Source organism: Microbulbifer flavimaris (assembly GCF_001641755.2).
Classification (GTDB): Bacteria; Pseudomonadota; Gammaproteobacteria; order Pseudomonadales; family Cellvibrionaceae; genus Microbulbifer; species Microbulbifer flavimaris.
This window is the reverse complement of record NZ_LRFG02000001.1, coordinates 459489-484773: the sequence shown is the minus strand read 5'-3', so window position 1 is coordinate 484773 and position 25285 is coordinate 459489. Positions and strand designations below refer to the sequence as shown.

Annotated in this window: 17 protein-coding genes, 5 tRNA genes and 1 pseudogene; 5 read left to right on the top strand and 18 right to left on the bottom strand. The window is 57.1% G+C overall.

Annotation, left to right across the window (positions count from 1 at the left end; translation table 11 throughout):
• Window positions 1-14 precede the first annotated feature (14 nt).
• The 6 genes from AWR36_RS02255 to AWR36_RS02230 form a co-directional block, all read right to left on the bottom strand.
• On the bottom strand, window positions 15-1112 hold the full coding sequence (locus AWR36_RS02255; protein ID WP_067104424.1) for an efflux RND transporter periplasmic adaptor subunit: 1098 nt from the start codon (window positions 1110-1112) through the stop codon (window positions 15-17).
• Window positions 1113-1163: 51 nt separating this feature from the next.
• A complete protein-coding gene (locus AWR36_RS02250) occupies window positions 1164-1700 on the bottom strand; it encodes a TetR/AcrR family transcriptional regulator (protein ID WP_176491083.1) in 537 nt (178 codons plus the stop codon).
• 329 nt (window positions 1701-2029) lie between these two features.
• A complete protein-coding gene (gene aceE / locus AWR36_RS02245) occupies window positions 2030-4726 on the bottom strand; it encodes a pyruvate dehydrogenase (acetyl-transferring), homodimeric type (protein WP_067081785.1) in 2697 nt (898 codons plus the stop codon).
• Window positions 4727-4867: 141 nt separating this feature from the next.
• The gene (gene megL / locus AWR36_RS02240; RefSeq protein ID WP_067080276.1) at window positions 4868-6052 is read right to left on the bottom strand and encodes a methionine gamma-lyase; all 1185 of its coding nucleotides are present in this window, start codon (window positions 6050-6052) and stop codon (window positions 4868-4870) included.
• A gap of 50 nt (window positions 6053-6102) precedes the next feature.
• Window positions 6103-6585 carry an Lrp/AsnC family transcriptional regulator gene (locus AWR36_RS02235; RefSeq protein WP_067080271.1) on the bottom strand — a complete coding sequence of 161 codons (483 nt, stop codon included), beginning with the start codon at window positions 6583-6585 and terminating at the stop codon, window positions 6103-6105.
• Window positions 6586-6870: 285 nt separating this feature from the next.
• The gene (locus AWR36_RS02230; protein ID WP_067080268.1) at window positions 6871-9417 is read right to left on the bottom strand and encodes a lipase-like domain-containing protein; all 2547 of its coding nucleotides are present in this window, start codon (window positions 9415-9417) and stop codon (window positions 6871-6873) included.
• Between the two features lie 891 nt (window positions 9418-10308).
• Between AWR36_RS02230 and AWR36_RS02225 the strand changes: the two genes are divergently transcribed.
• Both AWR36_RS02225 and nhaC read left to right on the top strand, forming a co-directional pair.
• Entirely contained in the window at window positions 10309-12138 is a 1830-nt protein-coding gene (locus AWR36_RS02225) for a M14 family metallopeptidase (RefSeq protein ID WP_197409211.1), read from the top strand.
• Between the two features lie 242 nt (window positions 12139-12380).
• Entirely contained in the window at window positions 12381-13907 is a 1527-nt protein-coding gene (gene nhaC, locus AWR36_RS02220) for a Na+/H+ antiporter NhaC (protein WP_067080264.1), read from the top strand.
• Window positions 13908-13951: 44 nt separating this feature from the next.
• On the opposite strand, the gene AWR36_RS02215 is transcribed toward nhaC, so the two are convergent.
• Together AWR36_RS02215 and AWR36_RS02210 are read right to left on the bottom strand one after the other, a co-directional pair.
• Window positions 13952-15139 carry a pyridoxal phosphate-dependent aminotransferase gene (locus AWR36_RS02215; protein WP_067080261.1) on the bottom strand — a complete coding sequence of 396 codons (1188 nt, stop codon included), beginning with the start codon at window positions 15137-15139 and terminating at the stop codon, window positions 13952-13954.
• Window positions 15140-15199: 60 nt separating this feature from the next.
• Window positions 15200-16819, bottom strand: a complete 1620-nt coding sequence (locus tag AWR36_RS02210; protein ID WP_231745212.1) for a 5-guanidino-2-oxopentanoate decarboxylase — start codon at window positions 16817-16819, stop codon at window positions 15200-15202.
• A 313-nt stretch (window positions 16820-17132) separates the two neighbouring features.
• Between AWR36_RS02210 and AWR36_RS02205 the strand changes: the two genes are divergently transcribed.
• From AWR36_RS02205 to AWR36_RS02195, 3 genes are all read left to right on the top strand, one after another.
• Window positions 17133-17209: transfer RNA gene (locus AWR36_RS02205), tRNA-Arg, on the top strand.
• A gap of 449 nt (window positions 17210-17658) precedes the next feature.
• A complete protein-coding gene (locus AWR36_RS02200; protein WP_067080255.1) occupies window positions 17659-19182 on the top strand; it encodes an adenylate/guanylate cyclase domain-containing protein in 1524 nt (507 codons plus the stop codon).
• A 58-nt stretch (window positions 19183-19240) separates the two neighbouring features.
• Entirely contained in the window at window positions 19241-20257 is a 1017-nt protein-coding gene (locus AWR36_RS02195) for a tetratricopeptide repeat protein (RefSeq protein WP_067080254.1), read from the top strand.
• A 16-nt stretch (window positions 20258-20273) separates the two neighbouring features.
• Here AWR36_RS02195 and AWR36_RS02190 read toward each other — a convergent pair whose 3' ends face one another.
• The 10 genes and pseudogenes from AWR36_RS02190 to AWR36_RS02145 all read right to left on the bottom strand — a co-directional run bounded on the left by AWR36_RS02190 (window position 20274) and on the right by AWR36_RS02145 (window position 25222).
• A complete protein-coding gene (locus AWR36_RS02190) occupies window positions 20274-20888 on the bottom strand; it encodes a TrmH family RNA methyltransferase (protein ID WP_067080252.1) in 615 nt (204 codons plus the stop codon).
• 142 nt (window positions 20889-21030) lie between these two features.
• Window positions 21031-22026, bottom strand: coding sequence for a hypothetical protein (locus AWR36_RS02185; RefSeq protein WP_067080250.1), 996 nt, complete (start codon window positions 22024-22026; stop codon window positions 21031-21033).
• A gap of 27 nt (window positions 22027-22053) precedes the next feature.
• Window positions 22054-23117 (bottom strand): annotated as a pseudogene (locus tag AWR36_RS02180) (RtcB family protein).
• Window positions 23118-23436: 319 nt separating this feature from the next.
• Window positions 23437-23844: a hypothetical protein gene (locus AWR36_RS02175; RefSeq protein ID WP_141398456.1), complete on the bottom strand. Its 408-nt coding sequence runs from the start codon at window positions 23842-23844 to the stop codon at window positions 23437-23439.
• A 77-nt stretch (window positions 23845-23921) separates the two neighbouring features.
• Window positions 23922-24479, bottom strand: a complete 558-nt coding sequence (locus tag AWR36_RS02170) for an HNH endonuclease (RefSeq protein ID WP_067080244.1) — start codon at window positions 24477-24479, stop codon at window positions 23922-23924.
• A gap of 36 nt (window positions 24480-24515) precedes the next feature.
• Window positions 24516-24591: transfer RNA gene (locus tag AWR36_RS02165), tRNA-Arg, on the bottom strand.
• A 1-nt stretch (window position 24592) separates the two neighbouring features.
• A complete protein-coding gene (locus tag AWR36_RS02160; RefSeq protein ID WP_067080241.1) occupies window positions 24593-24883 on the bottom strand; it encodes a hypothetical protein in 291 nt (96 codons plus the stop codon).
• 19 nt (window positions 24884-24902) lie between these two features.
• Window positions 24903-24980, bottom strand: a tRNA-Arg gene (locus AWR36_RS02155).
• Window positions 24981-24993: 13 nt separating this feature from the next.
• Window positions 24994-25071 (bottom strand) — tRNA-Thr (locus AWR36_RS02150).
• Window positions 25072-25148: 77 nt separating this feature from the next.
• A tRNA-Gly gene (locus AWR36_RS02145) sits at window positions 25149-25222 on the bottom strand.
• Between the last annotated feature and the right edge of the window lie 63 nt (window positions 25223-25285).

The following is a 25285-nucleotide window of genomic DNA, read 5'->3' as shown; positions in this document are numbered from 1 at the left end:
CCAACAAAACCACTTTACTGCCCGGGCTCGGCAGCAGGTTGACCCGCGGCTTTTGCGGCATAGTTCCGCACCTTTGCCCCCTCATAGAGATGCTGGCCGCCAGCTGCCACCAGCATGCTCCCGGGCTGCAGCCCCTCGGTCACCTGGACAGAGTCGCCATCGGTGCCACCAAGCTCAACATCCACACGGGAAACGCTCTGGTCGCTGTTGATTTGCCAGACGTAGGGTGTGCCGTCGGCATTGGTCTGTACCGCGGAGAGCGGCACCCGCAGCTCGCCCTGGTCCTGCTTGAGCCGCAACTTCACCCGTGCAGTCATTCCCGGCAGTATCTGCACCTTCTCCGGACGGGGCATTCCCAGCTCAACGATATAGGTCTGGGTCACGCTGTCGGCTTCAGCCTGGTGCTCACGGTATTCCAGGGGAAATTCCTGACCCGGCAGGAATTCAAAGCTTGCGGTGATAGATTCCACGCGCTCGGCATCGATTGTCGCCAGCAGCTTTTCAGGAACAGATACCTGCACGCGAACTTCCGATACGTTTTGCAATCGCACGACGCCCTGCCCTCTCTGCACATTGGTGTAATTCTCCACCAACTGGCGGGTGACCAGCGCATCGAAAGGCACCATCAGGCGGGTATAGGCGAGGTCTTGCTCGGCATTTTCCAGCGCCACTTTTGCCAGGTCGTAGTTGGTCTCTGTCTCGTCCAGCTGTTGTGCCGAAATAACATTGCGCTCTTTCAAGGCACGTTGCCGCTCGACCGTCTTCTCCAGCAGCTGAAGGTTGACCGTGGCTTCTTTGACACGACGGCGAAAATCCCGATCATCCAATGCGGCAATCAGCCTGCCCTTGGGGACGATCTCCCCTTCACTGAACTTCATCTCCTGCAGCTTGCCGCCCACCTGGAAAGACAGGTCCACGGTCTGAACCGCTTTCACCCGCCCGGCAAACTGACGTGCTGACATGCCATCGGCGCTCGCCACGGAGGCAATTTTTACCGGCCAAACGCGCTCCACCGGCTCATCACCGCCTGATGAATCGGAGCAAGCCGTGATCAACGCAGTCAGCGCAAGCAGAAAGACCAGTGGCAAATGGGCACTACCGGGAAGTTTCATATTCAGTATCCAGAAACTCGAATGGGGAAATCAGAGAGATCAACCAGAGGGTCAATCGAGGTCAGCCGCCAGGGCGAGCAGCCGCTTGCGCAGGCGCTCGAAAATGGGGTCATCAGGCTCCAGGACACCGAGCACACGTCCGAGGAAGAGCCCGCGCGTCGCCAGCAGCAACAACAGCGCGAGGTCCGGGTCGCTACAGCTAGCCGCCAGGTCTTCGCGGGCTCTGGCCTCCTTTGCCTTGATCGGCTCCAGCAATGCCGGGTCTTCAGCCACTGCTGCGATCAGAGCCCGGGGCAGCCCCTTGTCGTCTTCCATCATGGCGAAGGCGGAACAGATTCGGGACGCCAGCGGGCCACTGGTATCGCCACCGCTGGCCGCATACTCCGCGGTCAGCTCAGCCTCACAGCCGATGGACGACTCCAGCATGGCCTGCAACAGGGCCTGCTTGGTGCGGAAGTGATGCAGCAAGCCACCCTTGCTCAACCCGCACTGGGCGGCCACCGCGTCCAGCGTTAACTTGCGCGCGCCACGCTCCCGCACCACCTCTTCGGCGGCACGGATGATGGTGTCTTTGTCGACCTTGGACATGTGACCCTCCAGGAGATACCGGTCAAAACCAACCAACTGGACGGTATGATAGCAGCGCATTCAGGTGGGTCAACAGGACTGTGGGCGGGAGGGATAATGCGGTGACTTTAACTTCGGACGGAGAGACGTGAGAGAGCGCGCTCTCATGACCAGCGAGACGATGAACTGGGAAGGGACAAAAACGCGGCTAACGATTAGCCACAAGACAGCACAAGCATCCCAGGCAACAGCAGCGGGATGCCCTTAGCCCGGGGACAGCTCCGGGACAGAGGGAGGCGCTCCACGCCCCCTGCCCCAAGCCCTTCAAACCTGGCTCCCGGACCGGCTCCTTACTGAAACTGGCCATCCATCGCCCGCGGGAACTTGCCTTCGAGGCCCAGAGACTCGCGGTGAGCGGCCACGTCATCCGCATGGAGCTCGCCCTCATCACACAGAGCAGTCATGGCTGCGTGGACAATACTTGCGGCGTCCACTTCGAAGTACCTGCGCAGACACTCGCGGGATTCACTCAGCCCGAAGCCGTCGGTGCCGAGGGTAATGTAGGGCGCGGGCACCCAGCGGGCGATGCTGGCGGGCAGTGCGCGCATATAGTCTGTACATGCGACCACCGGACCTTTTATATCGGAGAGCACCCTCTCGAGATAGGACTGACATCTTTCACCGGGCTCCTTCCGGTTTTGATGCTCTGCCCGTTCAGCATCTCGCGCAAGCTCGGTGTAACTGGTGACACTCCAGACATCCGCGCGAATTCCACGCTCCGCCAGCAACTCCTGGGCCCTCAGTACCTCCTGCATGATGCTGCCGCTCCCGAACAGCTGCACAACGGGCTGGCCGGCAGCTACAGCCTCGCCAGCCTTGAATAAATACAGGCCCCTGCGGATGCCCTCTTCAATTCGCTCACCGTCTCCCTCGGGCATTGCCGGCATGGGGTAGTTCTCGTTGTACACGGTCAGGTAATAGAAGATCTCCTCCCCGCGCCCGTACATGGCCTCGATCCCCTCGCGTAACAGTATTGCCAGCTCAAAGGCGAAGGCCGGATCATAGCTGCGCATATTCGGCACAGTGGACGCGAGGATGTGGGAGTGTCCATCCTGGTGCTGCAGCCCCTCGCCATTCAGCGTGGTACGCCCCGCGGTTCCACCAATCAGAAAACCGCGGCACATGCTGTCTGCCGCCGCCCAGATCATGTCGCCCACACGCTGAAAGCCGAACATGCTGTAGAAAATGTAGAGAGGAATCGTGGGCACGCCGTGGTTGGCATAGGCAGTACCGGCTGCAACAAAGGAAGCCATGGCGCCGGTTTCACAGATCCCCTCCTGCAGGATCTGCCCATCTGCGGCTTCGCGATACGGCAGCAGGCTGTCCGCATCGACCGGCAGATACTTTTGCCCTTCCGGTGCATAAATACCTGCTTCGCGGAACAGGGCTTCCATACCGAAGGTTCGCGCCTCATCCGGAACGATTGGCACGATGTACTTGCCGATCTGGGGATCTTTGATCAGCTTGGCCATCATCTTGACCACTGCCATCGTCGTCGAGATCGGGCGCGCTCCGCTGCCACGGAAGAATTCTTCGAACCGGGCTCTATCAGGCGCCGGCAATCGCTGGCAATCAACGCGACGAGAGGGCATTCCGCCGCCGAGAGCACCGCGCCTCCTCAAGAGATACTGCAGTTCCTCGGAGTTTTCCGGTGGTCGGTAAAAGCTGGCACTGGCAAGCTCCTGATCGCCCAGTGGAATACCGAGCTTCCTGCCAATGCTGATTCGCTCTTCGTCGGAAAACTGCTTTTTCTGATGCGCCGTGTTCTTGCCCTGGGTCGACTCACCGAGCCCGTCACCCTTCACGGTCTTGACCAGAATTACCGTCGGCTTGCCGCGGCTTTCGGCAGCTCTGGCAAAGGCGGCATAGATTTTCTTTGGATCCTGGCCACCACGCTTGATCTGGCGGACTTCATCATCCGTCAGGCTGCTCATCAGCGCCCGCAGCTCCGGAGAATTTTCCACCCACTGCTCGCGCTGCGCGCCGCCTGGACGGGTCGAGTACAACTGGTAATCGCCATCCAGGGTCTCGTCCATTCTGCGCTGCAACACACCGTCGCGATCATTCTGCAACAGGGTGTCCCAGCCACTGCCCCAGACCACCTTGATCACCTGCCAGTCCGCACCGCGGAAGCTGCGCTCCAGCTCCTGAATGACCTTGCCATTGCCCCGCACAGGGCCGTCGAGGCGCTGCAGGTTACAGTTGATAACCAGCACCAGGTTGTCGAGATTTTCCCGGGAGGCAAGATTGATCGTGCCCAGCACTTCCGGTTCATCGGCCTCACCGTCACCGATGAAATTCCAGACCTTGCCGCCATTTTCCGGTTTCAATCCCCGAGCTTCGAGATACTTGGCGAAACGGGCCTGATAGATAGCGGAGGGAGTGGAAAGGCCCATAGACGCGGTAGGCGCCTGCCAGAAATCCGGCATCTGCCGAGGATGGGGATAGGAGGAGAGCCCGCCACCCCGCTGCAACTGCCGACGAAAATTACTGAGCTGTTGCTCTGTCAAGCGCCCTTCCAGGTAGGCGCGGGCATATACGCCAGGTGCCGCATGGGCCTGCACGTTTACCAGGTCGCCACCGTATTGTTCATCACGGCAACGGAAGAAATGATTGAAACCCACTTCGAGCATGGATGCGGCTGAAGCATAAGTGGCAATGTGGCCGCCGACTCCAGCCCCGCTATCCGCAGCCTGCAAGACCATGGCCATAGCATTCCAGCGGATCAGGTTTTCTATCCGCTGCTCCATGACCAGATCACCCGGATATACCGGCTGCTTCGATAAAGGAATCGTATTTCGATAGGGGGTATTCAGCGGAGCCTGATCCAGTTGCAGACCATGCCCGATAAGGCGCTCCTGCAGCGCCTGCAATATCTCCCTGGCCCGCGCGGCACCTTGATGACGAAGGATATCCTCCAGTGACTCCAACCACTCCTGGAGCTCCAGATCCTTTTCCTCAAATAACTCCCGAGCATTGATCTGCATATTCACGGTGCGCACGTCCCGGCTGATGACTGCAAAAACCTTTCCTCCACAGAGAAACTGCGCCCCAAACCGGTAAATCAGCACGGGATCGAAGCTTCTCCAGTGAAGCTCTCTTGGCTCGTCTGGCTTCAGTAACCGCGTTTAGCGTATGCTGTCCAGGGCCTGCTGGAGGTCCGCCAGGATATCCTCGGCATTTTCCAGGCCCACCGCCAGACGGATCAGCGTACGAGAAATGCCCGCCTCGGCCAGTTCTTCCGGCTCGTAAGTGGAGTGGGTCATGGATGCCGGGTGCTGAATCAGTGTTTCGGCATCACCGAGGCTCACTGCGCGCTTGCACATCTTGAGTCCGTTGATAAAGGACACGGCCTGCTCAAAGCTGCATTTGAGCTCGAACGCCATCACACCGCCGGCTCCCTTCATCTGCTTGCCCAGTAGTGGGTAACCCGGATGATCCGGCAGGCCGGGGTAATAGACTTTTTCGATGCTGCTGTGGCTCTGCAGATATTCGGCAACGACCTGCGCATTCTCGCTGTGGCGCTCAACACGCAAGTGCAGGGTTTTCAGACCCCGCATCACCAGCCACGCATCGTGGGGACTCATAATCGCCCCCATATCCTTACGGGTGGTCATCTTGATGTGATTGATCAGCTCCGCTGCGCCGCACAGGATCCCCGCCACAACATCGCCATGGCCATTGAGGTACTTGGTGGCGGAATGCAGTACCAGGTCAATACCGTGGTTTGCTGGGCGCTGCAGAACCGGGGACATGAAGGTATTGTCGATTACGGTGGTGATATCGCTCTCGCGTCCGATACTCCCGATCGTGTCCAGGTCAATGACCGTCAGGCATGGATTAATCGGGGTCTCGCCATAGATGACTTTGGTATTCGGCTTGATCGCCGCCCGTACCGCCTGCGCATCCGCCAGATCTACAAAGCTCACCTCGATACCCAGCGCCGGCAATTGATGATTGAACAGCGCGAAGGTGCAGCCATAGAGGCGATGGGAGGTAATCAGGTGGTCACCGGCCTTGAGCAGCGCAAAAATGGCCGCAGAAACGGCGCCCATGCCGGAGCCAAAAGCGGCTGCAGCTTCGGTCTCTTCCAGCACCGCCATGCGCGCTTCCAGCTCGTCCACCGTGGGGTTGCCCAGCCTGGAGTAGATGTGCCCCTGGTCCTCACCGGCAAAGCGGTCGGCGCCCTGCTGCACATTGTCGAAAACAAACGTCGAGGTCTGGTAAATCGGTGTGGAGAGCGGACCGTGCTCGCCCTGTGACTTCTTGCCGCCGTGAATGACGTTGGTCTCGATATTCTTTGATTCCCACATGTGTGCCTCTCTTATCGTTATTCATCCGGCGGCCACACATGCGACCGCGCCTAGGGCTCCGGTAAGTCCAGCTCCGTTGTCTGCTTGAGGGCCTTCAAAACGATGCTGGTATGAATCCGTGCTATCCCGGGGAGCGGGATCAGTCTCTTGGCAATGAAGTGGTCGAGGGCCCGGTTGTTCACGGTGGAAACCTTGATCATGTAGTCGTATTCACCGGTCACGTGATAGCACTCGAGCACCTCTGGCATCGCCACCAGTTGATCAAGCACTTCGGTGATACGCTCGTACTGATGCAGCTCCAGGGCGATCTCGATCAGGGCCAGGTTGTCGTGCCCCAGCTTCTCCCGATTGAGCATTGCGGCATAGCCGCTGATATAGCCCTCTTCCTCCAGCCGCCTGACCCGTGCCAGGGTGGCCGGTGGTGACAGATGCACCCGGTCGGACAGCTCCACATTGCTGATACGCCCCTCGGCCTGCAGCACCCGCAGGATGGCGATATCCGTACGATCCAGAGACGAAATAGAGCTTACCATTTGATTCCTATTGCAGATTATGATTAGGCAAAAACTATATTATTCCGAATATTATTAGGTGCCAACTGCTTGTCGCCGCCTCAATTGAAGAAAATTCGGTCCAGCCGGCAGCGGAATTTCCGGTTATTAAGCGACCGGAACCAGAGGCGAGCCCGCTGGTTGGCGCGGCTGCAGATACCGGAGGACCAAAAAAAGGCCAGCCCGACATACGAGCTGGCCTCGATGACCCCCTTCATTACTTCAGGGGTTCACTTTCCATGATCCCACTCTGCAGAACGGGGCAGGTCAATCCAGGGATTTCAGGGTTTCTACGTGATTCAGGTACATCGGGTTGATGTCCTTCAGGGTAAACATGCCCGTTACATCCAAATGGTCCCAGCCGGACTTGCTGCCCATATGCTGCCAGACCCCGGGCACTGGCAGTCCATTGTAGGGCTGGACTGGCGCATCGCCCGGGGCCACCATGCTGTTGGTGTTGACCACACTGTCATTGGCGAACCAGTCCTGGTCCACCCCCAGGTCACTGTTCTGGTACTGCCCCATGAACAGGGACTGCGGCATGAATGGCAGGAAGGTGGAGGCGATGGGATAGTGCTTGCCCGTAAACAGCCCCTCGAACGTCGACTGGTTCGAATAGGAGAAGTAGTAGACGTCCGGGTAGGTGATTGCGCCGCCGTAGATATAGGGTGCGCCTTCCGGGCTCAGGTCGTAGAGCGACGTATCCAGGGACTCGTCCCACAGCTGGTGGTCCTTCACACGCTGATAGTAGTCACCCCAGCTCTCGCCCGCCTGCCGGGTCAGGGCCCACTGGTCCAGTTTCAGGTCGTAGACCACGTTCTCACCACTGGCCAGACCGGCCACCCGATAGATCGAAGTTACCAGTTGCTCGGTGATGTCCAGCGGATTGAAAAGCTCGGTCAGCGTGGTGCCATTGTGGGGTGTGGAAACCGTGGTGACACTTTTGATCCAGTTCTTGCCCCCCTCGAACACCGTCCCGGCCTCATAATTCTCCTCGGGAGAACCGTCGCGCAACAGCTTCAGCAACACGCGCGCCGTCTGGCCGCCCTGGCTGTGGGCAATGATGTGGATTTTGCTGGTCTCATCCCAGTCCGGCAACAGGCCTTCGAAACAGCGGCCGTACTGCTCATGACCATGAGTGGCGGCATGGATTGCGCCATAGTTAACGCAGCCCCCTTTCAGCTGGTAAAAAGCCTCCACCGCGCGGTCCCAGTTGGAACTGAGCGGCCCCACTGCCAGGGTGACGGTTTCGTGTCCCTGGGATTTAAGGTACTCCTGCAGGTCCTTCTTGCCCTTCCAGCCGCCACCCCAGTACTTGAAGCCGAACAGCTCGTTGCGGCCCCAACCCGTGAAACCATGCAACAACACCACGGTGCCATTGTTGACGGCTTGGGCAGCGCTGAAACTGGCGGGGGTGGATAAAAGCTCCAGCTCGAAGACCTGGTTGCTGTCGTAATTACAGCTGTACTGTTCGAGCTCCTCGTAGCCCGAGCTGAACAGACTGTTGTTCACATCCAGGCATTGATAGCTGGACTTCGGTCGAATGACATAGCCCGAAGAGAAGGGTACGAACCGGAACAGCTGATTGTCGCCACCGAAATTCTCCTGCTGCTCGATAGCCGCCCCGGAGGAACCGGAAAAATGCCGCACCGACAGAGAAAGGCCGCTGTTGGTGTTGGATATACGATAGTAACCGTCAGCCTGGTGAAGCACCTCAAAAGTCTGGGCGCTGGTACCGTTACAGGAGTACTGCTGGATCTGGGTACCCGGCGAGGTGCTTGACCCCGGCACATCCAGGCACTTGCCACTGTGCTTTGCCACCAGTTTGTAGATACCACTCGGAACGACCGCATCATGAATCACCGGGTCGAGCGCCCAGCGCTGGTTCTCGCCACCGTGCTCGTCCCAGAGGTGGATCTTCGCCCCCTCGTCCATGGAAACATTTGACACATCGACTGGCTTGTTGCCGGAGAGGGCTGTCTTGATCAAGAAATCCCCCTCTCCAGTACCCTCGATCAGGAAGCGCTGGTTGGTGCCCTGATTACAGCTGTACTGCTGCACATCGGTACCGTTGCTGGTGTAACTCCGGTAAATATCCACGCACTTACCGCTGTTGGCATTGATGATTTCGTATTCACCACCACCGGCATAAATAAAGTCGAACTGCTGCGCGGCAGTGCCGTTGCAGCTCCACTGCTGTAGCTGCTTGCCATTGGACGTACTGGAATACGGCACATCGAGGCACAGGCCCGAGTGTACAGCCCTGGCGGTATACCTTCCCGACGCCAGGGTGCGCTCGCCGTCGACCGTGGGATCGATGGCAAAGGTCTGTTCGGCAGACCCCGTGCAGGGCATCTGTTCCAGCCGGCCACCGTCACCCTGAGAACCTCCCGCAAGCTGCACACACTTGCCAGAGTGTCGGTTTCGAAGCAAATAACCGCTGCCGTTCTTCTGTGGCAGGAAATGCTGCGAACCGTAGTTGTACCATGTGTACTGTACGATGGCCGCACCATTCGACTTCGAGCCAGACGCCACCCGCATCGCCTTGCCGCTGTTCACGTTGATGATTTTATAGTAACCATCGCTAGCGGGACTCATATCGAAGTATTGGGCGGCTGAACCTGAACAGCCGAGTTGATCCAACTGGACATTGCTGGAGGTGCTGCCACCGGGGACATTGACACACTTGCCGCTGTGCGCGAGCTTCAGGGTGTACCTGTCAGGTGGCAAATTCTCTGCGTTGGTATTGGTAGAAAACTGGAGTAATGCCAGTGAAGTGACTACAGAAAAAATCAGTGAACTTCTCTTCATCATGCGCCAACCTCATTCTCATCGGGAATTTGATTTGGCAACACGTCAACGGACAGCAGGAGGGAGGCTAAGCACCTGTACAGGCAAGCCCGGTATCCGGAAACTGACTTTACTTCATCGCTGGATTCGGACCCCGGCTTCGGCTCCGGGAATTCTCGTGACTGGCGTGTTGTCTTTTATTGTTATCGGAAAATTTCATTTTTATACGATTATTTATGCGCAGCCCGGTAGTTACAGTTTCATTACCGAGACAGGCCCGCGGATTGTATGCAGCAAAATTAAAACCTGTAAACACCTGTTCGTGACCATACATCCATCGAGAAATAGATCACAAAAAAACACACATCACTGACCTGATACCCCATTGGGTGATCATTCCCCGGCAGGAACTGCCCGGCCAAGGCAAATTGAGAAGCCAATGGCTGCGCTTTCAACCATTAAAAATACACTGAATGATTTCACGCGCCGCGCTAATTAGTTACGACGTACTAGTCATTTCCCTGCCTTGCCAGATATCGACGCCGCCTTAGCTATCGGCAATGTCGAGGCAAAATCTGCGCGATCCAGTGCCAACATTCAGCCTGATTTTACGCACACCACGAGGATCTGAATCAGGAAAGCTACACGACTCAAACTTTTCACAGATGAAAAATCTTCAATTAGCCACTGTTCGGTGTCTTTGGCTGGCGACAGCCAGGAACACAGCAGTTGTTAAACGCCATTGCCAGAGATCGATGGGTGGCGATACGGGGTATCCCCTCGCCGTCATGCACCGACGCCACTGAATTCGCTTTCGCGCCCATCTCAGCATGCGACAAACGCCGGCATGCTCTATCATCTTGCGCATAAGAAGATACAAGTTCACTTCATCACTGACCGTTGGAATTCATCCCCATGCACAAAGCGATCTCTCGTAAGCGCGCAATGCTTTTCGCAGGCTGTCTGCTCGCCACTGCCTCCCTATGGGCTCAGGCAGTACAAAGTCAGGAACTGGAAGCCCCCCTGCCCGACCTATTACCCTGGAAGGGCGCTTCCGAGAAGCTGGTCAAGCAAAAAGGAGAGTGGATGACGCCGGCAGAGACCAGCGGCTTTGCCTCCACACCGAATTACCAGCAGACGCGAGATTTTGTCCAGCGCCTCACCGCGGCGAGCCCCAATGTCAAAGCCACGGATATCGGCACCTCCGCAAATGGCCGCAAAGTCCAGCTGGTGACACTCACGGAGGGGGGTAGCGACCCGAAGTCCAACGGCAAGCCCACCCTGCTGGTACAGGCCGGGATCCACTCTGGCGAGATCGACGGCAAAGATGCCAGCTTTATGCTGTTGCGAGACTATATCGGTGGCGACAAAGAGTTGCGCCAACTGATCCGGCAGGTCAACCTGCTGCTGATCCCCATCCTCAACGTGGATGGTCATGAGCGCTCCGGCCCTTTCACCCGCATGAACCAGCGTGGCCCCGATAACGCCGGCTGGCGGACCAACAGCAACAACCTGAACCTGAATCGCGACTACACGAAGCTGGATACACCGGAATTGCGGGCGGTGATGGAGGTCATCAACAAGTACGAGCCGACACTGTACCTGGATTTGCATGTCACCGACGGTGAGGATTACCAGTACGATATCACCTACGGCTACAATGGCTCCTTTGCCAGCGATTCCCCCGCCATTGCCAGGTGGCTGGAAACCCGACTGCAGAACACGCTGGATACCAACCTGGAGAAAGCCGGCCATATTCCCGGGCCGCTGATCTTCAGCGTGAATTCAAAGAACTTTGCCGACGGCATCAATCACTGGACCGCAAGCCCGCGCTTCTCCAATGGCCTGGGTGACCTCCGCCACCTGCCTACCGTACTGGTGGAGAACCACTCGCTGAAACCCTACCGCCAGCGGGTGCTCGGTACTTATATCTTGATCGAGGCTGCGCTCCAGGCATTGGCAGAAGACGGCAAGCAGCTACAGCAAGCCATCTCCGCCGACCAGCAGCGCCGCCCCGAGAACCAGGTGCTGGCATGGAGCACTAACAAAACACCAGACACTTCCATCTATACCAAGGCGCCCTTCAAAGGCATTGCTTATAAGAAAGAAAAGAACCCCATCACTGGCGACGAGCAGGTGGTATGGCTCGGCAAGGCCAAAGACTACCCGGCCCTGCCCGTTTTTATCGATAACGTGAAGAGTGTGGAAGTACGGGTGCCGCAGGCATTTTTTATTCCCAAATCAGAAACACTGGTGCTGGAGCGCCTGAAAGCGCATGGCATTGAAGGTGCCGAGCCCGAACGGGCAACTGCGACGCTGACGCAACTGAATGTAGACGACCATAACTTCGCGACCAAACCCTTCGAGGGCCACTTCCGCGTCTCCGCAAAATTTTCGGAAAATCAGGTCGACCGCGACCTGGAGGACTATGTCAAAGTCAGCACCGACCAGTCCCTGGGCAAGCTCGCGGTCGCGCTGCTGGACCCGCGCGGCCCCGATTCCTTTTTCCAGTGGGGGTTCTTCAACGGCATATTGCAGCGCACGGAATACTATGAGCCCTACGCCCTGGTACCGCTGGCGGAAAAAATGCTCGAAGCAGACTCCGTACTAAAGAGAGAATTTGAGAAAAAACTTCAGGACAAGGAGTTTGCCAACGACCCCAGGGCCAGGTTGGAGTTTTTCTACCAGCGCAGCCCGTATTACGACGGGGCCTACTTGAAATATCCGGTGCTGATCGAGTACTGAGCTCTCAGCACGAGCCCCCGGCCATTGGCTTACCCCACGCTGGCCGGGGAATCCATTCCCCTTCCCATCCGCCTCCCATCACCTACCCACTGCCGCTGTCTGCCGTTCGGCGAGATGATGACTTCCCCTTCGATCGCCCGGGTACATCAGGGCACAGAGGCATGGTAGGCTGGTACGCCTCTTTTCCAGCTAGCAACGGTGCTTTCTGGAACAACGAAGCACAATAATCCCTGGAATTGAGAATGGATCAACCGAAGGAGCACCCACTCAGCGCACTAGATGCCGTATTACTTGGCGCTGTGTTACTTCTTGTGTTGGGCGGCGCCATCGGATTGTTTGGCAGCAATTCGCTGGCCGGTGCTACGCAAGTAGCGATGATGATGACCGGGTTCCTCGCCGCCCTGGTCGGCCTGAAGAATGGTATTGGCTGGGAGGAGATCGAAGCAGCCATCGTCAAATCTACCGCCCGCACAGCCGGCCCCAATCTTATCTTCCTTTCCATTGGCGCCCTGATCGGAGCCATGATGCTCTCTGGCGCAGTGCCGACGCTGCTGTTTGTTGGCATGAAACTGCTGTCTCCACAGTGGTTTTATCCCACCTGCTGTCTCATCTGCGCCATCGTTTCCATCTGTATTGGCAGCTCATGGACCACAGCTGCCACGATCGGTGTCGCGATGGTTGGTGTGGCCTACGGTTTCTCACTGTCGCCAGCCATCACTGCGGGGGCAGTGGTGAGTGGAGCCTATTTCGGTGACAAGATGTCTCCGTTGTCGGAAACAACCAATCTGGCGCCTGCTATTGCCGGAAGCAACCTTTTTTCCCACATACGCAATATGAGCTGGGTTTCAGTGCCAAGCTTCGGCCTTGCGCTGGTAGTTTTTTTCCTCATAAGCGTAACCAGCTCCACTGACGACAGCCAGCACAATCATGTCACAGCATTCCTTCAGGCGCTGGAGGGTTCCTACACAATCGCGTGGTATAACCTCATCCCAGTTGTCCTCCTGCTGGCTCTTGCCATCAAGAAGGCACCGGCCTACCTGGCCATCACCGGCGCGACCATCGTGGCGATGGTACTGGCATTGCTGACCCAAATGCCGGTGGTCAAGCAGTTTATCGGATTGCGTGAACTTGAGGGGGCTACCGCCCTGGGCCAGGCAATCTGGATCACGCTTTACGACGGTTTCGCAATCCAGACCGGGAACGAACAGGTCGACAGCTTGCTGTCCCGTGGCGGCATGATATCGATGGTCAACATGGTTTGGCTGGTGCTCGCATCGATGATGATGACAGGCGTACTGGAACGCATCGGCTTCATCAACCTTCTGATGCGCGCACTGTCACGACTGATTTCCTCTACCGGCTCGCTGATCGCAACTACGATGGGAACCAGCCTCGGAGTGAACGTCTTGACCGGCGACCAGTACCTTTCGATCGTACTGCCCGGTCAAATGTGGAAAGCGGAGTACAAGAAGCGCGGCCTGGCCAGCGTAAACCTTTCGCGAAGCCTCGAGGATGGCGGCACCATCACCTCCCCCCTGATACCCTGGAACGCCTGCGGTGTTTATATGGCGAACACTCTGCAAGTGACCACTCTGGCCTACCTGCCTTTCTGCTTTTTCAACCTGATCAATCCGATCGTAGCGCTTGCCTATGGCTTCCTGAATATTCGTATCGTCCGCATCAGCGGCGAGGAAATGAATCAGCTCGAGGGCCAGAGCGGCGGGGATACCAGAGAGTCGAGCGAGGGCAAGCCAGCCATTGCCAGCTGAGCACTGACAACACCGGCCGCCCCCGGGAATTGAGCAGGCAGGCCCTACCCGCATGCCCCCGACAAGAGTGCCTGCGCACATGCCGCGATTCTAGAACAGGCCTTGTCGAGGTCGGACTCGCTTACACAAAAGCTGGCCCGCACATGCCCCCGCGCACTGGGGCCAAAGGCTTCGCCGACCAGTACCGAAACACCGAAATCGTCCAGCAGCCGCTCTGCGAAGGTCTCTGCGTTCACACCCAACTCACGCACGTCCAACATCATAAACATTCCGCCTGCCGGCGTATGGCAGTGGATACCGGGGATAGATTTAATCCTTGCAACCATCAGGTCGCGGCGCCTGCGGTAAGCCTGGCGCATCTCCTCAAGCTCGGGCATCTCTGCGGTAAGGGCAGTGACAGCCGCTCTCTGCACGAAAGCGGGGCTGCCGTAAAGCATGCATAGGGTGAGGTTACCCGCATGCCTGGCGAATTCCTGCGGACCTATAACCCAGCCAAGCCGCCAGCCAGTCATGGCATGGGATTTCGAAAGGCTGGATACAGTCACTGTGCGCTCACTCATTCCGGGTAGTTGCCCGGGATGAAAATGCTCGCCCTCGAACATCAGATCTGCGTAGACCTCATCGGTAATCAACCACAACTCGTGTTCAACGCAAAGCTCGGCCAGTGCCCGCCAGGAGGCCTCATCCACTGCCGCCCCGGTTGGGTTGTGCGGGCTATTGATGAAAATGGCTCGGGTGCGCTCCGTCACTTTCGCCGCAATGGCTTCAGGGTCGACGTTGAAGTGCCGCTCGGGCAGCAGAGGCACGTTGACTACCCGGGCTCCGGTGGCCTGCAGGAAAGCCTCGTAGGTGACATACATGGGTTCAGGAACGATGACTTCGTCGCCCGAGTCGAGCAGGCACTGGGCAGCCACATAAAGCCCGCACTGTGCCCCCGCCACCACAACCACCTGTTCGGGGTCCGTCGAAACACCGGTCTGGGCAGTATGACGAGCTGCCAGAACCTGTTGCAGCTCCTGCTCTCCACGATGATCCGCGTAATGGGTGGCACCGGCTTTAAGCTCGGTGCAGGCAGTGTCCACGATGGCAGCCGGTGTATCGAAGTCCGGATCTCCCACCGAGAGAATGACCACGTCCTCGCCACGGGCCAATCGTTCCTGGGCCCGGAAATGAATATCCCAGGCGCTGGAACCCTCCCCGGCAATACGTCGGGTCAAATCTGAGTACTTCATAGTTACTGTCTGATCTTTTTTATTTGACTCTCTGACGGCACCAACACTGGTCGCCAGTATTCAGGCACTGATTTTCTCGGCATAGACATCGATAAAACTGACTCCGGCGAAATCGAAAGCCCGCTGCAAATCCGCACTCAGCCCGTCCAGTGTGGCCGGTTTGTAAACCTGACAACCGAAGGCCCGCGCCAGACCCGCGAAATCCGGATTTCGGGGCAGCACACCCACAGGCTTTATTTTGCGCTCCAGCATGTCGTCACGAATCTGCCCGAGACTCGAGTTGTTGTAGACCAACACCACCAGGGCACTACCGATCTCCTCCACCGCCGTGGCCAGTTCCTGCAGGGTATAAAGAAACCCACCATCGCCTGCGATCACCAGCGCCGGCTGATCGGGACGCGCAATCTTCGCGCCGATGCCTGCCGGCAATCCATACCCGAGAGTTCCGTAACCAGTGGGGTGCAGCCACTTGCGCGGCTCGGCGCTTTCAAAAACGTAATTACCGGTGTAGGCAATTTGCGTCATATCAGTGGCCACCAGAGCGTCCTCCGGCAAGGCTCCCGCGATGCAATCCAGCACCTGCTGATGCTGCTCCTGCAGTGGGGCATGCCCCTGCTTTACCAGAGCTGGTAACTGTCGCAGCCGCTCCAGCCATGCACTGTCCGTTTGAGACTGGCGCTGCCCCCAGGCAGCCAGCATCGCGCTGGCCGACTGGCGGCTGTCAGCGACTATGGGCAAAGTCGGCGGATAGAGATCGTTCATTTTCTCACTATCGATATCGATACGGATGAGAGAACCCCTGATCGGTAACGTATCCCTCCACATATCGGTGTCCGCCAGCTCGGTACCGATCGCCAGAACCAGGTCCGCATCAGCCACGAATTCCCAGACAGCGGGTGTACACAGGGTCGCGCCGCCGGCCAGCGGGTGTCCCGGAGGCAAGATGCCCTTGCCTGCAACGGTGGTGAATAGTGGCGCTTGCACAGCCTCAGCCAGTGCTTGCAGTTCGGTGGCAGCATTGATGGCACCACCACCGGCAATAATCATCGGCTTTCTGGCACCCTCCAGTAACTCCACCGCCGCTTCGACATCCGCGGCACAGGGGGCCGGGCGCTTCGCGCAGACTGCAACGTTGCTTGTCCAGTCATAGGCTACCGGTGCAGCGAGCACATCCATCGGCACCTCGATATGCACCGGTCGCGGTCGCTGGCTGTTGAATACAGAGAAGGCCCGGGCTAACAGATCGGGAATATCTTCCGGGCTGAGCGCGGTGGCACTGAAAGCCGTCAGGGGAGCGCTGATGGCACGCTGGTCCTGGGTCTCATGCAAACGACCCCGCCCCTTCCCCAGCGTGCAGCTTTCGTTGACGCTGGTGATCACCAGCATTGGGATTGAATCGGCATAGGCCTGCCCAATGGCGGTGGCAGCGTTGGTCAGGCCCGGCCCTGTAATCAAAAAACAGACGCCCGGTTTACCGCTGACCCGCGCATAGCCATCGGCCATAAATCCCGCACCCTGCTCGTGGCGAGTGAGCACATGCCGAATATCGGTCTCCGGCAGGCCTCTATACAGCTCCAGGGTATGGACACCGGGTATCCCGAATACCGTATCGATCCCGTAATTCTGTAAAAGCTTCACTAAAGCCACACCGCCGGTTACCGCCATACCTGAATCACTCACAGCTCTCTCGATGGGCCGTGATGCTAAGGCGGCAGCAGCAAAAGCTCAATGCAGGCCTGCGCGCCTGAACCGGCTCAGCTCCCCTCAAGCAATGACCAATCAATCCAGGCCAGCAGCGTACACAGCGGTACTTACGGCACAGCGGGGCAGCTCGTCCCCACCGGCATTGCTCAAAAAGCGATCAAATATTGCTATGTAATCCAACATGGCCTTGAGCAACCAATATCTGACCCTGATACCCGCTGATCAGCAAAGAAAGCACCAACATTGGCTTGACCGGACGGGAGAAGATCACTATTGTGCGCTCCGCAACGCGCTCGTAGCTCAGCTGGATAGAGTACCTGGCTACGAACCAGGCGGTCGGAGGTTCGAATCCTCCCGAGCGCGCCAGATCAAGAAGGCCCCATCCGAAAGGACGGGGCCTTTTTAATTTGCGGCTCCGGCGGTGAATGAAAAATTACCCCCAGCTACTTCGGACGCCATTGATGGTATGAGTCATCCCTGGGAGTAGCGCATACACTGGCGCGAATTATGTCGATCCGCCCTACTCCGTCATGACTCAACAAATTCGATATCTGTAGATCAGTACCCGGTCAAGAAATGCCCCCAACCGTGGAAGCGGTCATTAATTGGCCTGAATCGCTACGATCCGTGGCTCTGCCTGCCCCGCAGGAGCTCCAGACCCGAGCCCCCGGCTTATGGCCCACTACATTTCTCGTTGCGCCAGCATGACCAATCGGTCAGGGGTCAACACTGGTCATAAAACCGCCCAAGAACTGGTATAGTGTTCTCACTCTCACCAACCGGGTACCGGTGACAATAAGAAGGAGAGCCACCCGTTGATCACCAAGGCCAAAGGCACTTTGCGGCGCACCGCTCGCGGTCTACGGGTGCGCCTGATCCACCTGTTACCCCGCCGCATCCCGATTGCGTTCAAACTGGCGCTGGTCATGACCCTGCTGCTGGTGCTGGGTATGACGAGCCTTGGGCTGTTTATCAGCGATAACCAGAATCGCCTGATCAAGACGCAACTGCACGATTTCGGCAACACCATGGCGTTGCAGCTGGCGAAACTGGCCAGTGAACCGATCCTGTCTGAGAACAGCCTGAACCTGCGTATGCTGACCACCAACCTCGGCCAGGACGAGAAGATCCTCGGTGCGGGGATCTACGCGCGCAGCGGCGAACCCTTGTCCACGACCGGCATCCAGCCGGACCTGACCGACTCTCCTTTCGAGGCTGCCGGGGTCATATCACGGCCCTGGTTCCGGGATACAGCTGAAGGGTCACAGGAACGGTTGATCAGTTTTATCGCCCCGGCTACCTACTCGGACGTCCGGGTTGGATCGGTGGTGGTGACCCTATCGGCTTCACAGATGGACCAGGCGGCAACGAGCGCCCGCGATGCCATTGTCTATGCCACCCTGGCTATGACTGTGCTGGCGTCCTTGCTGGCCTATTGGCTCAGCCGGCGCCTGTCCCTGCCAATCCACCATCTGATGAAAGCGACCCAGGCCATCGACCGCGGGGATTTTGCAACCCGAATCGATCAGCAGCGCAATGACGAAATCGGCTACCTTTTCGAAGGGTTCAACAATATGGCGGCCGGGCTGCTGAGAAAGTCGCAGGTAGAGCAGGTCTTCTCCCGCTATGTGTCAAAAAACGTTGCCGACAAGGTACTGGCCAACCTCGACGAGGTCCGGTTGGTCGACCGACCGATCGAGGCAACAGTACTGTTCGCCGATATTACCGGCTTCACCGCGATGTCAGAGAAGCTGCAGCCGAGCCAGGTTTCCGAGCTGTTAAACGAATACTTCTCATATATTTCACAAGCCTGCTCCTTGTACGGCGGCGTGGTCGACAAGTTTATCGGCGACTGCGCCATGCTGGCGTTTGGTGTGCTGGAAGACGATACCGACCACGCATTCAATGCGGTCAGCTGCGCAGTGTTGATTCAGCAGCTGGCGACGCAGTTGAACCAGCAGCGCCGTGCCGAGGGCCGGCCCGAGGTGCATTTTCGCATCGGCATCAACTGTGGCGCGATGCTGGCCGGCAACCTGGGCTCCGACGAGCGGATGGAATACACAGTGGTCGGCGATGCCGTCAACCTGGCATCTCGTTTGTGCAGCGAAGCCCAGGCGGATCAAATCATCATCCAGAGAAAAATGTTCTCCATGCTGCAGCAGCGCATCAACGCACAGCCCGAGCGGACCCTGACAATTCGCGGCAAGTCAACGCCAGTGGGAATCTACTCTGTGCGGGATCTCCATCAGAACGATCAAGCACAGCTGCGCGCTAACCTGCAGAGAATACTAGACAACCGGCCCCGCAAACTGCGCCGGCAGGCAGTCGCCCATGTGTAATCGCCATTTAGTCCTTTTATGCTTTTTGCTATTACCGCTGCTGCAGGCCTGCAGCCTGATGCCGACCCAGCAGCAGGCGCTGGAGGGATTCCCGTCCGAAACGCTGCAACAGTTGCGCGAACAGTCCAAGGAACTCGAACGCCTGCAGGCACTGGACACAGCCACAGCGGCCCAGCAGCAACAGATCCGGAAATTAAAGAACAGGCTGCAGCAGTTTGAACGCGATGCAATCCGCACCGCGAGCCGCCTGGAAAAACAGAGCGAATGGCACGAGGCCGAGCGGGTTTTACAGGTTGGCACAGACCTACTGCCAGACAGTCAGGAACTGAACACTGCACGGCAAAAGTTTTCAGAGCGGCGCCAGTTACGTGAAGAACGCGTGCGTATGGAACTGGCTATCCAGCGCGGCGAACAATTGCTGAAGGAAGCGGAGGCCTACCAGCGCCTGCGGCAGCTTAATGGCCCAGACGTGCTGACCTGGCTGGAGCTTCAGAACTTCCACCGCAAATGCCGTGGGTCCGCACAGGCACTGCAGGACCATGCGCAAGAGGCATTACAACGGGGGGACTATACCCTGGCCGCACGCGGCCTGAGGGTAGCACGGCGCCTGTATGGCAACGACCTGCTGCAAGAACCTGATCAGCGCGAACAGATCGACCAGGACCTGGCCGTGGCCAACCGCCACCTTGCCAAGACGAAGCGCCAGGTGGCCAGCAGCGCCCCGAAGAAAGATCCAAAGTCTCCTGTCCAGGAATTACAACGAGCACTGGATACCGGTGACTTGCTCAGCGCACGGCAACACCTGAACAGGCTACAGCAACAGTCGCCGCAAGATCCGCAGCTATCGCCCCTGCAATCACAGTTCCAATCCCAGCTGGATGCGCGAATCGAAGCCGCGATCAAGCGGGGCAATGATCTCTACAGCGAAGGCAAAATCGAGCGAGCGGTGGAAGTCTGGCGTGAAGCTAAAGCCCTGGATCCGGATAATGCCGAATTGCTGACCAATATCGCCAGGGCCGAGAAAGTACTGGAAAACCTGAAAGCCCTGTCGGAACCTCCCGGCGCCAAGCCCTAGGGAGTGAACATTTTCTCTACGCTAGAAACCTTCTTCCCCGCCTATTCTTGTACTTATACATTCTTTGATAGGCTCTTCTTTGCTTCGTAATCTCGTACAGCACAATCCCGGAAGTGGTTCCCAGGTTTAAGCTTTCGATCATGCCCAGCATCGGAATATTCACGCAGAGCTCACTGCGCCGCACTGCCAGGTCAGTGACGCCACGGGACTCACTCCCAAACCACACAGCCAGCTTGGGAAATATTGTGTAGTCACCCTCATGGAGGACAACGTTGCGGCTCCCCTTTATATGGGGTGAGGTTACGATTGAGCTGAAGTTGTTGCTCTCTAGGTGCTCAAGACATTGTTCCGTGCTGTCAAACCGCTTCACGAATGTCCATTTAATCGCTGAAACTGAGGTTCCTGAGAGGGACTTGCGCTCCCGCATTGCTTGCCAGTCCGCTGGAAGGCTCCTTTTCGGGTCCACGATATACGCTTTCTCCACCCCTAGGGCGTTAACATTACGGATCACCGTGCCGATATTCTTGATATCGTGCGGATCTTCGATGACCGCGATCAGCTGCTTACACTGATACGGCTTGATCCTGTCCGCCCGCATCCGCATTGAACTTTTGTTGTTTCCCACATCCATATGAAACTCTCCAACAAATCCCTGACTTAAAATCCACACAATCCGGTTTCTATACTCTCACGCTGAAAATTGCTCAGCCGAAAATACCTGGGAAAATGGTCTCTCAGGGCATAACCCGGTAACCCCGCCAAGAGAGCGACTGTCAGGCGGTAAGTAGCTGGCAGTCACGGTTGATACCTGCCCCACCACTAACCCCAGAGAAATCCAATAGATACCAGGATTGCCGGTCGATCTTCTTCATTTTCCTCCTGGAGGACTTGTCCTCAATCAGAAACCCTGGACCTTCAGATACGGACTGGAAACAGAACCTTCTGGGCAAATTCCTGTATACCGACCGTGGCGGCGCACAGTGCTTTACTCTCCGGCCAGTTTCCCAGCTATGAAAATAGACCTTCCGGATGCCGATCTCATGCAAGAGGAACTCTAAAGTGGCCGAGAGAACAGCCTCATCCCAGATTGCAAGATGCTCCCTGACCGCGATCTCAAAATATTCTGTAGCCTGCTCAGGCGTAAAATCGTAAAACCAATAGCGCTCTTGCTTTTCCCTGTCTACTTTCGACTTTGCCTTACGGATGTTTTGTGCATCATCATAAGCTTCCCTGGCAAACCGTAACCAGTCTGTCTGGACCTCTTCAATCAGCGCGGTATCAGTTTCCAGGTCGAGATCAATCCGCGACCATGCCATGGTATTCCGTGTATCACTTGTTGGGTGCTCGTAGGAATCAAAGCAGCCCTCGTCATCAGCAATTTTATAGCGCCGGTAGCACAGGTCATGCTGATTAGAAAAGTTCATCTGCAACACAAGGTTGTAGCCTGTTCGCGACGTCTGGTAATAACGACTCTTCCTATCACTTCCCCAGAGCCCCAGACTCAATCGGTAGCAGTGAAATTGAGCGGGCCAGTAATTAACCAGCTGCTCAGGGGTGAGCCTGCCGTTCCCAGAGCGACGGATGACCTCCCCCACAGCCGCTTTATCCAGCAACCTGGCATACTGCCCCTGCCTCAGCGCCCTTATAGACTGCTGTTCCTTGCAGGCCTGACGGAGCAGCAACAGGGCGTACCTGTCCTTGAAGTAATAGAACCGGGTGCGCCCCTCGGGGAGGCACGCCATGATCTCTTTTGCTAGCTCGATATCCATATCCGCTTTATGTGCCCTAACAGGCACTCATCCCTTCACACAGATCACCTGTCGCAGCGTGTGAACTACGTCCACCAGGTCTGACTGATTTTCCATGGCACGGTCGATATCTTTATAGGCAGCCGGGATCTCATCGAGCACCCCACTGTCCTTTCGACAATCGACCCCCTTTGTCTGTTCCTCAAGATCACGCCGGGTAAAACGCTTGCGCGCTGCATTGCGGCTCATTTTCCGTCCGGCGCCATGGGCACAGGAGCAGAACGACTCCGGGTTCCCCTTTCCCCGTACGATATAGGACCGGGTGCCCATCGAACCGGGGATGATGCCCAGCTGGTCTCGCTGTGCACTGATGGCGCCCTTGCGGGTTACAAACACATCGCGACCAAAGTGTGCTTCCCGCACCACATAGTTGTGGTGACAGTTGATGGCTTCGGACGTCAGCGTAAACGGCGGCAAGTATTCACGCAGACAACTGATGACAAGTTTCATCATCTCCTGTCTGTTTACGCGGGCGTATTCCTGCCCCCAGTTAACTGCCTCCACGTAGTCATCGAAGTGCTGACTGCCCTCACTGAAGTAGGCCAGGTCACGGTCCGGCAACTTGTGGATATGTACTGCCATATCCTTTCTGGCCAGCTTGATGAAATGTTGCCCGATCGCATTGCCGATACCCGACTTCCAGAGTGCAGCATGACCCATACCTGATCGCTCTCATCAAGACAGATCTCGATGAAATGGTTCCCTCCACCAAGGGTGCCCACCTGGGTAACCCAGGTGCGCTGGGGATCCCGCAACATCTTTAGCAGCGCAGGGTGCTTTTCGAATAATCGATCCGCTCCGGGAGCGAGGCCCTTGCAGGCTGACTCCCTCGCATTGACCATCTTGTGCCGGGCAAAACCCACTGGCACCCTGGCCTCGATGGCCGCCCGAACTGACTTGAGGCTATCGGGCAACTGATTGGCACGTAGTGATGTCCGCACCGCATTCATTCCGCACCCGATATCGACCCCAACGGCCGCTGGAATGATTGCACCAACGGTTGGAATGACAGAACCAACCGTGGCGCCTTTACCCAGATGCACATCCGGCATTGCCGCCACATGGGAGTGCACAATCGGAAGCTGGGCAATATTCTTCAGCTGCTCTAGCGCAGCGTGTTCAACTTCTTTCGTGTAAATTTTGACCGGGACAGTGCCCGGGGATGCTTTCGCATTCAGTACCATTTTGACTGGCATGATCTTTTCCTGGATCAATTCATTGATAAGTTGTCTATTTCTGCCGGCTTCAACGATCTTTTGCCTCAGCTATAAATCGAGCTATTTCTGCGATATTTCCGCTTTCGATGTGAGAAATATCCACGTTGAATATCTTCGAAACGCGTTCTCTTAAAGTTTCGATGGAGTCTCCTTCCTAGGAGAAGTCCCAGAGCGAAGAGCCATCTGTGATAAAAATGTCATCGGGGTCATATTCCAGCACCTCGGTTATGATCCGGCTAACAACCCCCCAGTAGCGCTCGATTTCATCACTGGGTGCAAATTCTATCGGCAGTCCCGTTCCAGGCCTTGGGAGCCATCCCCGTCTCTCCTTTACGGTTGCGAGTGACCTACCAAGGTCCATCAGGGCCTCTTCTCGGGTTTCTCCAATACCTGAGATTTGCCACCAGTTCTCGATCTGGGCGATAAATCGCGGCATATAAAGCCCTTCTTTAGTCTGCTCGGCCCTGATCTGCTCTCGAATTCTTACCGGATAATCCCTGATTCCCCAGTCCTCTTTCAGAAAAGACAAGGTCCATTTGATAATCACTTTAGTACTCAACATCTCTTTCACCCTTTGGTCACATGCCTGCTTGGCGTACAACCATTAATCACTCAAGTTTCACTATTCCCCGCAACCACTTATGCCGATTTCCAGTTGCGCCTGTCGCTAAATCCGGAACTCAGATACTCCATCTGATCCGCCAGTATCTGATGCGCCTGCAGCATGATCGCCTCGTAGGGATTGGGCGTGAACGGCACCGCCAGCAGCGGCATACCCGCCTCATCCGGTGTCATCGCACCCTTTCGGTTGTTGCAGCCCTTGCAGGCGGCCACTACATTCTCCCAACTATCAGCGCCGCCACGGGAAACCGGCATTACATGATCCCTCGTCAGCTGAGAGAAGGAAAAGGTCACACCACAGTAGAGGCACGTGAACTGGTCACGGGCGAAAAGGCTCTGGTTCGTAAGAGCAGGGCGAAGCTTTGAACCCACGCGGTTGATACTGCGTCCAGCGATCACCGGCGCAATCGAAAGCATCGAGCGAACACCGCACCTTCTGTAACCGCCGCGCAGCGTTATCTTGAATGTGCCCAGATCCCACAAAACCTGATCTTTTGCGTAGAGATAGGCAGCGCGCTGGAGATTTATCCAACGAATAGGTCTACCACCAGCATCTAGATACAGTACTCGAGCCATTGTTCTTTCCTTAGAGTAAAAACTGGTCGCTTTTTCTGGCACGCCCGGAGGGATTCGAACCCCCAACCGAGACCTTAGAAGGGTCCTGCTCTGCCAATTGAGCTACGGGCGCCTTAGAGCTTCATGAATGTCACACGATCTGCAGTACGGTATCCCCGGGCAATGAGGTACTGCATAGCCAGGCGGCGATCCTCAGGGGACACCTGATTCAGCACTACCCGCAGCGGTAGACAGTGCCGACCATTGCACCAGGACAGAAAACCGATCAGGTTTTCCCGACTCGGTAGCGGTTGCACGACCTGTAGGATGGAAACTGGGAATTCGCGCATGATGCGCTTGGCGCTGACATAGTTTGTTGTGGCCAGGCCCGCGCCATGATCGCGAGCCCCAATGATGAGTCGCATATTGTCTCCTCGCGATGGTTGGCGATCCCGGCCGGACTCGAACCGGCAACCACAGGCTTCGGAGGCCTGAGCTCTGTTCCAGTTGAGCTACGGGATCATGTTTGTGGAATTGGTGCCCACGGAACGGATTTGAACCTTCGACTTCCTGCTTACAAGGCAGGCGCTCTGACCAACTGAGCTACGCGGGCGAAATATGTGTCCTGTGTCATTGCCAACACTGGGGCATCTGCGACCACCGCAATGAATCGATAGTCGGTCTACAAGTTGGAGCGGCCAGCGGGATTCGAACCCGCGTCCTGGGCTTGGAAGGCCGGCACCTCGCCACTCAGCCATGGCCGCATATTTCACGTGGGGAACGGGGATCGACCCGGAGGGCGGTTGATTGGAGAAGGATATTTTGCC

Coding starts and splice junctions, on each gene's coding strand:
- AWR36_RS02255 (WP_067104424.1), bottom strand. CDS start 1,112: ATGAAACTTCCCGGTAGTGCCCATTTGCCACTGGTCTTTCTGCTTGCG.
- AWR36_RS02250 (WP_176491083.1), bottom strand. CDS start 1,700: ATGTCCAAGGTCGACAAAGACACCATCATCCGTGCCGCCGAAGAGGTG.
- aceE (WP_067081785.1), bottom strand. CDS start 4,726: ATGCAGATCAATGCTCGGGAGTTATTTGAGGAAAAGGATCTGGAGCTC.
- megL (WP_067080276.1), bottom strand. CDS start 6,052: ATGTGGGAATCAAAGAATATCGAGACCAACGTCATTCACGGCGGCAAG.
- AWR36_RS02235 (WP_067080271.1), bottom strand. CDS start 6,585: ATGGTAAGCTCTATTTCGTCTCTGGATCGTACGGATATCGCCATCCTG.
- AWR36_RS02230 (WP_067080268.1), bottom strand. CDS start 9,417: ATGATGAAGAGAAGTTCACTGATTTTTTCTGTAGTCACTTCACTGGCA.
- AWR36_RS02225 (WP_197409211.1), top strand. CDS start 10,309: ATGCACAAAGCGATCTCTCGTAAGCGCGCAATGCTTTTCGCAGGCTGT.
- nhaC (WP_067080264.1), top strand. CDS start 12,381: ATGGATCAACCGAAGGAGCACCCACTCAGCGCACTAGATGCCGTATTA.
- AWR36_RS02215 (WP_067080261.1), bottom strand. CDS start 15,139: ATGAAGTACTCAGATTTGACCCGACGTATTGCCGGGGAGGGTTCCAGC.
- AWR36_RS02195 (WP_067080254.1), top strand. CDS start 19,241: ATGCCGACCCAGCAGCAGGCGCTGGAGGGATTCCCGTCCGAAACGCTG.
- AWR36_RS02190 (WP_067080252.1), bottom strand. CDS start 20,888: ATGGATGTGGGAAACAACAAAAGTTCAATGCGGATGCGGGCGGACAGG.
- AWR36_RS02185 (WP_067080250.1), bottom strand. CDS start 22,026: ATGGATATCGAGCTAGCAAAAGAGATCATGGCGTGCCTCCCCGAGGGG.
- AWR36_RS02175 (WP_141398456.1), bottom strand. CDS start 23,844: ATGTTGAGTACTAAAGTGATTATCAAATGGACCTTGTCTTTTCTGAAA.
- AWR36_RS02170 (WP_067080244.1), bottom strand. CDS start 24,479: ATGGCTCGAGTACTGTATCTAGATGCTGGTGGTAGACCTATTCGTTGG.
- AWR36_RS02160 (WP_067080241.1), bottom strand. CDS start 24,883: ATGCGACTCATCATTGGGGCTCGCGATCATGGCGCGGGCCTGGCCACA.